The sequence below is a fragment of the Lysinibacillus louembei genome (genome assembly GCF_033880585.1).
GTDB lineage: Bacteria > Bacillota > Bacilli > Bacillales_A > Planococcaceae > Metasolibacillus > Metasolibacillus louembei.
In genome coordinates this window covers 1,700,559-1,713,056 of sequence record NZ_CP137624.1, presented here as the reverse complement: position 1 = coordinate 1,713,056, position 12,498 = coordinate 1,700,559, and the positions used below count along the sequence as shown (strand labels likewise).

At 40.0% G+C, this 12,498-nt stretch carries 10 protein-coding genes; all 10 read right to left on the bottom strand.

All coding sequences use genetic code 11. From position 1 onward, the window contains the following. Positions 1 to 10 precede the first annotated feature (10 nt). The gene (locus tag R6U77_RS08490) at positions 11 to 781 is read right to left on the bottom strand and encodes a TPM domain-containing protein (RefSeq protein ID WP_319838145.1); all 771 of its coding nucleotides are present in this window, start codon (positions 779 to 781) and stop codon (positions 11 to 13) included. After that, positions 778 to 1,806: a TFIIB-type zinc ribbon-containing protein gene (locus tag R6U77_RS08485; protein WP_293923852.1), complete on the bottom strand. Its 1,029-nt coding sequence runs from the start codon at positions 1,804 to 1,806 to the stop codon at positions 778 to 780. Before R6U77_RS08485 ends, R6U77_RS08490 begins: the two co-directional genes overlap by 4 nt. 126 nt (positions 1,807 to 1,932) lie before the next feature. After that, on the bottom strand, positions 1,933 to 2,847 hold the full coding sequence (locus R6U77_RS08480) for a diacylglycerol kinase (protein ID WP_319838144.1): 915 nt from the start codon (positions 2,845 to 2,847) through the stop codon (positions 1,933 to 1,935). A gap of 71 nt (positions 2,848 to 2,918) precedes the next feature. Continuing rightward, positions 2,919 to 3,473: a thioredoxin family protein gene (locus R6U77_RS08475; RefSeq protein ID WP_319838143.1), complete on the bottom strand. Its 555-nt coding sequence runs from the start codon at positions 3,471 to 3,473 to the stop codon at positions 2,919 to 2,921. A gap of 128 nt (positions 3,474 to 3,601) precedes the next feature. Further along, positions 3,602 to 5,029, bottom strand: a complete 1,428-nt coding sequence (gene gatB, locus R6U77_RS08470; protein ID WP_319838142.1) for an Asp-tRNA(Asn)/Glu-tRNA(Gln) amidotransferase subunit GatB — start codon at positions 5,027 to 5,029, stop codon at positions 3,602 to 3,604. Between the two features lies 1 nt (position 5,030). Next, entirely contained in the window at positions 5,031 to 6,494 is a 1,464-nt protein-coding gene (gatA, locus tag R6U77_RS08465; RefSeq protein WP_293923864.1) for an Asp-tRNA(Asn)/Glu-tRNA(Gln) amidotransferase subunit GatA, read from the bottom strand. Positions 6,495 to 6,533: 39 nt separating this feature from the next. Beyond that, on the bottom strand, positions 6,534 to 6,824 hold the full coding sequence (gene gatC / locus R6U77_RS08460) for an Asp-tRNA(Asn)/Glu-tRNA(Gln) amidotransferase subunit GatC (protein ID WP_293923867.1): 291 nt from the start codon (positions 6,822 to 6,824) through the stop codon (positions 6,534 to 6,536). Between the two features lie 226 nt (positions 6,825 to 7,050). After that, positions 7,051 to 8,223, bottom strand: a complete 1,173-nt coding sequence (locus R6U77_RS08455) for a CamS family sex pheromone protein (protein ID WP_319838141.1) — start codon at positions 8,221 to 8,223, stop codon at positions 7,051 to 7,053. 16 nt (positions 8,224 to 8,239) lie between these two features. Further along, positions 8,240 to 10,237 (bottom strand): NAD-dependent DNA ligase LigA, encoded by a 1,998-nt coding sequence (gene ligA, locus R6U77_RS08450; protein ID WP_319838140.1) that lies wholly within the window; start codon positions 10,235 to 10,237, stop codon positions 8,240 to 8,242. An 11-nt stretch (positions 10,238 to 10,248) separates the two neighbouring features. Then, positions 10,249 to 12,495: a DNA helicase PcrA gene (gene pcrA, locus R6U77_RS08445; protein WP_319838139.1), complete on the bottom strand. Its 2,247-nt coding sequence runs from the start codon at positions 12,493 to 12,495 to the stop codon at positions 10,249 to 10,251. Positions 12,496 to 12,498 lie beyond the last annotated feature (3 nt).

Here is a 12,498-nt window from a genome sequence, read left to right as displayed (position 1 = left end):
AACGCCCTTTTTAAAACTTTCCGCCGCTACCGCTATAGGAGTGTCCGCCACTTGTTGTGCCACCGCCACTGCTTCCGCCTCCACCTGAATTGCTTGAAGCCTTTTTCGTTTTTGTGACAGTTGTGCGTAAATAGCGATCATGCTTTTTTGTAATACCCGAACCATTAGAATCAAAATAATCACGCTCTGTTGTTGTCATCTTACCACCTGAGCTATAAGCCATCAGCCCAACAACAAGCGCTGCCAATAAAAGCGCTACCCCCCATTGAAACCACCATTGGAATATAATACCGTCTGGTCCATAGCTCATATAGTCATGTGACTCAATAATAAATTGGCTGAATGCCTCATAATAATCACCGGCCGATAAGCTTGGTGTTATTTGCTCACGAATATACGCTAAACGCCCATCATCTAAATAAGCTTTTCCCTTTTTAAAGCCTGATAAAAAGACATCACGCTCCTGCATATCAATGGACATCATCACTGTATTGCCATGTGGCTTATTATAGCCTGGTGCTTCATTATCATAAAAATCGCCCATATATTGCTCGATTCCCTTACCATCAGTTCCATTAACAGTTAATATGATAAAGGCTGTTTTATAATCTGCACTAAGCTCCTTCGCCAAAGCCTCTACTTCTTTTTTCTCCTCTGTTGTTAAAAGGTTGGCATAATCAAAAATATATTGCGTTTGATTAGTAGATTCAGCAAATACAGAAGGCTGCCATAAAGCCACTAGTAAAATAAAAAATGCGAAACATTTTTTCAGCATACTCATAAATAGCCCTCCCCTATCAATGTTGCAATAGCTTTCAGTATAATAAACGTGCCTGCTGCAATTCCACCAAACCAAGCAGCCGCCTTTCCTTTACTAATTGGTGGCTTCCCTACTACCTTGCCCGTATGACCATTCATTGCAAAAATATATTCCGAATTGTTGTAGTCATGGTAAATCATCCATACAGGCAGCAGCACATAAGCGCTATTTTTTTGTTTGATATTAACATTCTTCTGCTTATAGCTAACTGTGCTATAATTGCTCAACTCACTAGCGATATACTTATCTGCGTACTCCTGTACTCGCTTTTCAATGCGAGGTAGCATTTCTTTATCTGTGTAATTATATTTCTCTGCAATATAGCCTGCTAAATAAGGTGTTTTGAAATCCTTCAGTTCATGAAAAGGGAACGGTTCGATTTTATCCATTAGCTCATCATTCATTTTCTCAGAGGCATCTGCTGGAATTTTTGAATAGTTTAAGTTGATTTCACGCATTACATCGAAATAGCTTGTTTCGGTATAATTATAATCACCTTTTGAATATGTGCGCACAACCGTGCCAACTGCCTTTACCTTTGCTTGACTGTTAATATCATAAAGCCAAAATGGCACATACATTCCTGTAATTGTTTTAACGCGCTCAGACATCATAAAATCCTTCGGCATTAGCCAGCCTCGACGACACCATTTTTTAAAGGCCTTTACTGCTTCCTTTTCGCTTATTGTAAATGGAATCACTTTTGATGGTGCTAAGCTGCCAGATAAACGATCTGCAATAACGACTGCTGATTGACAAAAGCTACAGTTTGTCGCCGTTGTTTCTGCAAGCGTAATAAGCACTGCTCCACAGTTATTACAATGATATTCGTTCGTCTCACTGTCTTCAAAGGTCGTCTTAATCAATTCCTCTGGATAGTTTTCAATCGTATCCTGCCTACCACAGCTTTGACATGTTAGCTTTCCTGTATCTGCATCAAAATTCATATCTCCAGCGCAGCTAGGGCATGTATAATGTAAAATCATTACCGTTCCCCCTCAAAATAGTATGTATTGTAGTCATTATAATCTATATAGTCTAGAAAAAAATAGAGGGCTACATGAAAAAAGTATTGGGATATGCAGACTTTAGCCTACTTCCCCAACACCTTACTAAACTCGATCTTCCTCACGAATTTCCTCGATTGGAACAAAAATCTCAATATGTCGCTTTAAATTTTGGAATGTTGCTGGCGCATCGCCACCGTATTCCCCATCTAAATTTAAATGCACCTCGTCATCCGATGTGACTTTTACTTTATTTGCTTTGCGATAAATGACACGCTCATCATTCAAATGTTCCCCACGCAACGCTAAAGAAGCAATTTTAATAAAATCGGTAATTGAGCATTCTTTCAGTACCATCACTGTAAATAGCCCATCGTTGATTGAAGCATCTGGCGCAATTTTTTCGAAGCCACCTACCGAGTTCGTTAAGCCGCATAAAAACATCATTGCATTACCATCAAACACTTCCTCATCGATTTCAATTCTCATATGTGTCGCCTTAATCGAGGGAATCATTTCGATACCTTTTAAATAATAGGCAAGCTGACCTAGCACCGTTTTCATTTTGCTTGGCACCTCATATGTCAGCTCTGTAATTCGTCCGCCTGCCGCAATATTGATGAAATAGCGCTCATTATTTAATATGCCAACGTCCACAGGCAATGTATCGCCTTTGACAATAATTTCTACTGCCTCATCAATTTTACGTGGGATATGGATAGCGCGTGCGAAATCATTCGTTGTTCCCATCGGAATTAAGCCGAGTTTGGGGCGCTTGTCAAAGCCGCTAATACCTGCTACTACTTCGTTTAGTGTACCATCGCCACCAACGGCAATCACCACATCAAATTGTCGCTCCACAGCCGCCTTAGCTGCTGCCGTTGCATCTCCTTCACATGTCGTTGCATGACATGATGTTTCATAGCCTGCTATTTCTAGTTTTTCTAATACCTCTGGTAAATGCTTTTTAAATGCTTCACGACCAGAAGTGGGATTATAAATGATTCGTGCTCGTTTCATTCCGTTAACCATCCTACAAATTCAAATTTTCTTATCTATCATTGTAACGTTTTTACAATCGTAAACGTTCCCTATAGGATTGCTGAAACAGCTTTCTTGAAATCCTCATAAACATATGTCCAATATTTGCTATCCTCAATGTATTGTTGACGCATATTCGTATACATTGCTTTTTGTGCCTCTTCAAATGCTGGGTCCTCTTTGTCAGGTAATCCTGCGCGTGCATCCATCACAAATTGCTGTAGCTCTGGCGCACGTGGGCCCCATTTCCCTACAACTTCGCCTGTTGCGTTTAATAGTAAATAAATTGGAATTGCACGACCACCATTTGTTAAATATTGATCAATTAAATCTGTATCTGCATCGCGCAATGTTGCACGCATGTCTAAGCCTGCTGCCTCTGCCACTTTACGCACGATTGGATTGTTGAGCATGGCATCGCCACACCAGTCTTCCGTAATCGCTAAAATGTGCACATCGCTATTTTTTAATTGCTCAATAAATGCATCTTTTGGCACAGTGAATTGATTGTAAATAGCAAAGCTTTCTTCTTTTAATGTTGACATCTCGTTCATATATTGTGCAATCGAAATCGCTTCATCAAAATATTGTTGTTCTGTTTTCATTGTTAGATTCCTCCCTAGTGCTTTTATTTTCTATTTTGCATCTTTTCCTAAAATTTCACAACTAATTGATTCCATTTAAAATAGCTGCCGGGAAAGTATTAACTTTCTCGACAGCTCAGCAATGTTAATTAGCGTTTCGCAAGCTCTTCTAATAAAATTTGATTTGTTAGCTGAGGGTTTGCTTGTCCTTTAGATGCTTTCATAATTTGACCTAGCATCGCTTTAATTGCGCGGTCCTTCCCTGCTTTAAAGTCTTCTACAGATTTTGTGTCATTATCTAACACTTCTGTAACAAAGCCTAAAATAACAGCAGGATCAGAAATTTGTACTAAGCCTTTTTCTTTAACGATTTTCGCTGCATCGCCACCGTTTGCAACAAGCTCCGTGAATACCTTTTTCGCGATTTTTGATGAAATCGTCCCATCGGAAATCAGCTTCACCATACCTGCTAAGTTTTCAGGTGTTAACGCTGTATCTTTTAATTCCTTACCTTCTGCATTTAAGTATGCAGATACATCGCCCATTAACCAGTTTGCTGCTAGCTTTGCATCAGCACCTGCTGCCACTGTCGCATCAAAGAAATCGGAAATATCCTTATTGATAACAAGCACTGCCGCATCATAAGCTGTTAGACCTAGCTCAGATTCGTAGCGAGCTTTACGTGCATCTGGCAGCTCTGGAATAGACGCTTTTACGCGCTCTAACCATTCGTTATCAATCGATAAGCGCACTAAATCTGGCTCTGGGAAGTAGCGGTAATCATCCGCGCCTTCTTTGACACGCATTAAAATTGTTTTACCTGTTTTCTCATCAAAGCGGCGTGTTTCTTGCTCAATCTCGCCACCAGCACGCAATACTTCAGCTTGACGTACTTCCTCATGCTCTAAACCTTTGCGCACGAAGTTGAAGGAGTTTAAGTTTTTCAATTCTGTTTTTGTACCGAATTTTTCTTGACCATATGGACGTAATGAAATGTTAGCATCACAGCGCAGCGAGCCTTCCTCCATACGTACATCCGACACGCCTGTATATTGAATAATAGATTTTAATTTTTCTAAGTAGGCATATGCTTCATTTGGTGTGCGAATATCTGGCTCAGAAACGATTTCCACTAATGGCGTCCCTTGACGGTTAAAGTCAACTAAAGAGTAGCCATCCGCATGTGTTAATTTACCAGCATCCTCCTCCATATGAAGGCGCGTAATACCGATGCGCTTTTTGTAGCCATCTACTTCAATTTCAATCCAGCCATTTTTACCGATTGGCTTATCAAATTGTGAAATTTGGTAAGCTTTCGGATTGTCTGGGTAGAAATAATTTTTACGATCAAATTTTGTTTCTTGCTCGATTTCCATGTTGAGTGCAAGTGCTGCACGCATCGCGAAGTCCACAACATTTTTATTCAATACAGGTAATACGCCTGGATAGCCTAAGTCGATAACCGATGTATTTGTATTTGGCTCAGCACCAAAATGGTTTGGTGAGCTTGAGAAAATTTTGGATTCTGTTTTTAACTCAACGTGCACTTCTAAACCGATAATTGTTTCAAAGTTCATTTTATTTTACCTCCCAAATTTGAGGTGTTTTGCTATGGAAGTCTGTTGCTTGCTCATATGCATAAGCTGTGCGATAAATTGTTTCCTCATCAAAATGCTTACCGATAATTTGTAAGCCTAATGGCAGACCATTTTCAAAGCCACATGGAATTGAAATCGCTGGTACACCTGCTAAGTTAATTGGAATTGTTAAAATATCATTTGCATACATCGTCATTGGGTCATCAATGTTTTCACCAATTTTAAATGCTGGTGTTGGCGATGTAGGACCGATAATCACATCAAAGTCTGCAAATACTTTATCATAGTCTTCTTTAATCAACGTACGCACTTGTTGTGCCTTTTTATAATAAGCATCATACGTGCCTGCTGATAATGAATATGTGCCAAGCATAATACGGCGTTTTACTTCATCACCAAAGCCTTGTGCACGTGTTTCTTTATATAGCTCCATTAAATTTTTCACGCCTTCAGCGCGGAAGCCATAACGAATACCATCGAAGCGAGAAAGGTTTGATGATGCTTCTGATGACGATAAAATGTAGTAAGCTGCTAATGCATATTTAGAATGCGGTAACGATACCTCTTCCACTGTTGCACCTAAGCCTTTTAATACTTCTAGTGCATCTAATACAGATTGACGTGCAGCCTCGCCTACACCTTCACCTAAAAACTCTTTCGGTACAGCGATACGTAAGCCTTTAATATCGCCATTTAATGCAGCTGCATAGTTTGGCACCGGCACGTTCGCAGATGTTGAGTCATTTGCATCCACACCCGAAATAGCTTCTAATAATAATGCATTATCACGTACGTTGCGCGTGATCGGACCGATTTGATCAAGTGAAGATGCGAATGCTACTAAACCAAAGCGTGATACACGACCATATGTTGGCTTCATTCCAACAACGCCACAATAAGCGGCTGGCTGACGAATCGAACCACCTGTATCAGAGCCTAATGAGAAAGGTACTTCTCCTGCAGCAACAGATGCTGCTGATGCACCTGAAGAGCCGCCTGGTACGTGTGCAAGGTTCCAAGGGTTTTTTGTCGTTTTATAATAAGAGTTTTCATTCGAAGAGCCCATTGCGAACTCATCCATGTTTAGCTTCCCAACTGTAACCATGCCTGCTTCACGTAGCTTTTTCACAACTGTTGCATCATAAATTGGCATGAAGCCTTCCAAAATTTTAGAGGCGCATGTTGTTTCTAAGCCTTCTGTCACGATATTATCCTTTACACCGATTGGTAAACCAAATAATGGTCCACGCTCCGCGAAAGGCACTTTATCTAATTCTGCCGCTTGTGCAGTTGCTTGCTCTTTATTTAATGCTAAAAATGATTGTACATCCCCATCTAATGCTTCAATGCGTGCGAATGCTTCATTTGTTAAATCAGCGATTGTTAGATCGCCTTTATGTAAGCTTTCTTGCAGCTCATGTGCTGAACGCTCAAATAACGTCATCTGTAAAGTCCTCCTACATTTTCATTTAAATGATGTCTTTTAGTCTAAAATTGACGGTACTTTTACTTGTCCTGCTTCTTGTTCCTTGACATTTAGCATCATTTTTTCACGCGCTAAGCCTTCACCTGCAACATCTTCACGCAATACATTGACCAATGGTAAAACATGTGATGTTGGCTCAACATTTGTTGTATCTAATTCATTTAGCTGCTCTGCAAAATCAGTAATTTTCCCCAATTGCTCTGCAAACTTTTCTGCTTCCTCTTCCGTAATCGCAAGTCGTGCTAAATGAGCAACATGCTTTACTTCCTCTTTTGTTAGTTTAGCCATTATTTACACCTCCGAATAAAGTTAACCATACGTGTTATCATAACATTTTTCATAATGAAAATCATAAGTTTGAGCAAAAATAACAGATACTCCTCGTAAAATGAGCAGGGCTGTCCAAAAGCCTATGTCTGCTTAGAACATCGTTATTTAACAGAGAAAATAATAAACCGTTGCATGAGAAGTGATACATTGTAAAATCACATTCTCATACAACTGCTATTTGCTACTATTCATAAATATGGACAAAAGGCTTATCGCTATTGCGTTCCTTTTTGATTAATACTTCTGGTCCATTAACCGATGTCACACTCACTGTAATTGTTACATCGCTAGGCAATTGCTTAAGCATAACATCTGTTAAATACTGTGTGAAACCAATAATTTCCGTTGTACCATAAAACTGTATCGGAATTTCCACCTCTAAATTTTGAAGCTTGTTATTTTGATAAAAGCCTGTACCGATAACACTTGTAAAATTAGAGAAATATTTATCGATGTCTTGCTTAAAGTTTTGGAACTTATCATTATCTTCACGATATGTCTCCACAGGCGAGCTCATTGGGAACGTCACATATGCCTCGTTAATTTTTTGCCACTCACCTAGACCGCTTTTCCCGCTATCTACCACACTATAGGCAAAATAAGTGCCTGGTACAATGGAATTTCGAGGCTGCTGCTTAAATAGCCCTATAACGATTGGTACATCTGCAAGCTCTGAGCGTGTGCGTAGGCGAGCTACAACTTCCTCTGCTATTTCCTTCGCTGCTGCCTCTAGCTTTTCATTAGGAATTGGTTCCTCAAAATATTCCCCATACTTTTCCTTTTGATAATAGTAAATCGAATTGAGCGCAAGCCCAATTGACATACCACCAAGCTTCACTTTATTATCATCTGTCATCGTTAAATAATTTTGCTCAACAATATGTGCTAAATAAACAGGTGCCTCTACAGCTTTAACAGTTGGCGCCAGCTCCTTGCCATTCGCATCTAAACTAGACGGGTTTAAGCCTTGTAGATCTTCACCTTTGTCCGTTGTTTGATTTTCACGTGCAAGCCAGTAGCTTACCGTATTTGCGGATAAGTACTGTCCTTCTTGGAAAAAGTATTTATCTGTTTCAAAAACATTTTGTGAAATACGCATCAAGCCATTTTCTACTTCTTTTACGTCATATTTCGTATAAATATTAGAGACAATTAAGCCTCTGCTCGCACTTTCTTTATAAGGTGTTAATGTCCTATAATAATTTTCACTTAATTGTCTGCTTGTAATATGTGTTGTTTCTGCTTCTTCTGCATCGTCTGTCTGCTGCACAACCTCCGTGCTTTGCTTGAAGGAAGGTGTACAGCCAGCTAATATAGCTGCTGCTACGAGCACCGATACCCAGCGAAATCGAGTCATCAGTCAAGCCCCTTTACTATTGAAATTGTTCGATTAGGCGCTCTTCATCCCATATCTCAATCCCTAGGCTTTGCGCTTTCTCAAGCTTTGAGCCTGCGTCTTCCCCAACGATTACAAGATCTGTTTTTTTACTAACACTTCCTGAGACGATGCCACCTAACTCTTCTATTTTCGCCTTTGCTTCGTTTCGTGTCAATTGTGATAATTTTCCCGTTAACACAATTGTTTTTCCTGCAAATGGATTTTCGCCGACTTCAACTTGCACTTTTTTCCCTTTATAGCTCATATTAACGCCTACATCTTTTAAGCGTGCAATAAGAAGCTGGACATCTTCATTGGAAAAATAGCTAACGACTGAATCTGCCATTTTGTCGCCAATTTCATGAATCGCCGTTAATTCCTCCGCCGTTGCTGCCATTAAAGCTTCCATCGTTTCATATTGCTCCGCTAAAATTTTTGCCGCTTTTTCACCGACATGGCGAATACCTAAACCGAATAATAAACGCTCTAAAGAGTTTTCTTTGGAACGCTCTAACGCTTCGACTAAATTGCTAGCGGATTTTTGTCCCATGCGCTCTAGCTCAATTAGCTGCTCTACTTGCAATAAATAAAGGTCTGCTACATTTCGAATATAGCCTTCTCTTAATAGCTGCTCTACGACTTTTTCTCCTAAGCCATCCACATTCATTGCGTTGCGAGAAACAAAATGCTTAATGCCTTCTGCAATTTGTGCTGGACATGTTGGATTAACGCAACGTAGCGCCACTTCACCTTCAATACGAATCAATTTGCTATCACAGGCAATACAATTTGTTGGCATTGCATACGGAACAGCATCCTCTGGACGTTGCTCTAATAGCACGCCGACTACTTCTGGAATAATATCTCCAGCTTTACGAATAATGACCGTATCACCAATACGAATATCTCTTTCACGAATTAAATCTTCATTATGCAAGGATGCTCTTGCCACTGTGGTACCTGCTACTTGAACTGGAGCTAAAATAGCTGTCGGTGTAATTACACCTGTTCGCCCTACCGTTAAGTCAATATCAAGCAATGTCGTGACAACTTCTTCTGCAGGGAATTTATAAGCAATTGCCCAGCGCGGACTTTTTGCCGTAAAGCCAAGCTCATCTTGATGAGCATAGCGATTTACTTTTATCACAATGCCGTCTATTTCATAAGCTAAATCATTGCGCTTTTCTGTCCATAATTGTATAAACGTTAAAACTTCCTCAATTGTTGCACATGCTTGACGCTCACGATTGGAGGGGAAGCCTAATTGCTGAAGATAATCCAGCATTTCACCATGACTATCTAAGCCATAAACTTCACCATCTCCCCCAACCGAATAAATAAATGTAGACAATTGACGGCTTGCTGCAATTTTTGGATCTAGCTGGCGTAAAGAACCTGCTGCCGCATTGCGTGGATTTGCAAATAATTCCTCGCCTTTTTCGGCACGTGCTTTATTTAAAGCTTCAAACGATTTTTTCGGCATGTATGCTTCACCGCGTACTTCAATCGTTACAGGCTCCTTTAAACGAAGAGGAATCGCTCGGATTGTTTTTAAATTTGCTGTAATATCCTCACCAACTGTACCATCTCCACGCGTTGCTCCTTGTACAAATACCCCGTTTTCATAACGTAGCGCAATTGCTAAGCCATCAATTTTCAATTCGCAAATATAAGAGAAATGATCGCCAATTGCTTGTCGTACTTTACGGTCAAAATCGCGTAAGCCTTCTTCATTAAATGCATTTGAAAGACTTAGCATCGGATGGTTATGCGTCACCTTTTGAAAGCCTTCAAGCACCGCTCCCCCAACTCGCTGTGTAGGGGAATCTGGGTAAATAAAAGAAGGATTTACTTCCTCTAATGCAATCAGCTCATGTAACAGCTGATCATACACTGCATCTGGCACAGCTGGTTTGTCCAATACATGATAGGCATAATTATAGTCATGTAATAATGTATTTAACTCAGCAATTCGTTTTTCAATATCCGTCATGTGGTTTCCTCCTACGCCTTTGTAATAGGGGCAAACTTCGCAAGCAACCGTTTAATCCCTATTTGTGGGAAGGCAATATCAAGCTCTGTATTTTCTCCCGCACCTTTTACACTTACAACCGTGCCTGTACCCCATTTCCCATGAACTGCTTTATCTCCCGCTTTCCAGCCATGCTGATCTCCATCTGTTGCCTGCTGATGTGTTATGCGCGAAGTCGATTTTTGTGCAGCTCGATATTGAGGTGCTCGGTCGTAGCGGTTCGTTCTAAATGGCAAATCCTCTGTATGTGTATAGCCACCTGCCTTACTTGTATGCTCCACTATACCGTCAGAAATTTCATCAATAAAACGAGAAACCGAATTATAGCTAGAGCGGCCAAAGATCGTTCGTGAGCTTGCACTTGTTAAGTAAAGGCGCTGTTCTGCCCTTGTGATGCCAACATACGCGAGGCGCCGCTCTTCCTCCATCTCCTCCTCATTTTCCATTGCGCGTGAATGCGGAAAAATATTTTCCTCCATCCCAATGATGAAAACGACAGGAAACTCTAAACCTTTTGCTGCGTGCATTGTCATTAAAATAATCGTACCTTTCGCCTTCTCTTCCTCATCCAATGAATCAATATCCGCAACAAGCGCTAAATCTGTTAAGAATGCCACAAGCGATTTGTCCTCACTGCGCTCTTCAAACGCTTTCGTAACAGTTAAAAACTCTTCAACGTTTTCTAAACGACTTTGTGCTTCAATCGTTTTTTCACTTTGTAGCATTTGGCGATAGCCTGAACGCTCAATCACTTCCTCTACAAGCTCTGTTACTGTAAGTATGTCCTGTTTATTTGATAAATCTTTAATCAGCTCATAAAATTTTTCCGCTGATGCTGCCGCTTTTCCTGTTAAGCCTATAAAAACAAGCTCCTGCATCGCATCAAAAATCGATCGATCCTGCTGCAATGCATAAAGCGCCATTTTTTCAAAAGATGTAGCACCAATACTGCGCTTCGGTTCGTTAATAATGCGCGCTAATGAAATATCATCGTCGTTGTTGGCAATTAATCGTAAATACGCTAGCAAATCTTTAATTTCCTTGCGATCATAATATTTTGTACCACCAACAATTTGATAGTTCATATTCGATTTTTTCAGCACATCCTCCATCGCACGTGACTGTGCATTCGTACGATATAAAATAGCGAAATCATCCAGCCTACGACCTTCCTTACGAATTAGCTGTTGAATCGTTTGTACAACGTATTGTGCTTCATCTGTTTCATTGTATGCCTTATAGACAACAATTTTATCGCCTTCATCATTATCTGTACGTAGCGTTTTTTTATAGCGGCTTTCGTTGTTTTCAATTACTTCATTCGCCGCCTGTAAAATACGCCTTGTTGAACGATAATTTTGCTCTAGCATAATCACCTTTGCGTCAGGATAATCCTTTTCGAATGATAAAATATTTGTAATATCTGCACCACGCCAACGATAAATAGATTGATCGGAATCACCAACTACACAAATATTGCGGAATTTTTTTGCTAATAGCTGAACGAGCGTATATTGGGAATTATTAGTATCTTGATATTCATCCACGTGTATATACTGGAATTTATTTTGATAAAACTCCAGTACTTCTGGTACTTTTTCAAACAGTTTAATTGTTGTCATAATTAAATCATCGAAATCTAGTGACTGATTAATGCGCAGCCTTCTTTCATAGCCTTCGTACACTTGGCTGACTACCTTCTCAAATGGATTATGAGGATTCATGTTTGCTTGAAATTGACTTGCTGTAATACAAGCATTTTTTGCTGAGCTAATCGTACTTAACACCGCACGAGGATCATATTGCTTTGGATCAATATTTAACTCTTTCAATACATTTTTCACTACCGTTAATTGATCTGAGCTATCTAAAATTGAAAAGCTTTTCGAAAAGCCTAGTTTATCAATATCTCGACGCAAAATTCTTACACACATGGAGTGGAATGTTGATACCCACATACGCTCACCAGTGCCATTGCCGAGCAAATGATCAATACGCTCACGCATTTCACGCGCTGCCTTATTCGTAAAAGTAATAGCTAAAATTTTAGAAGGATAAACCTCTTTTTCTACTACTAAGTAAGCAATTCGATGTGTTAATACACGTGTTTTTCCAGAACCTGCCCCTGCCATTATCAACAAAGGGCCTTCTGTTGCTTTTACTGCCTCCTGCTGCTGCGGATTCATCCCAGCAAGTAGATTTTTCGTAATTTGCTCCATTTT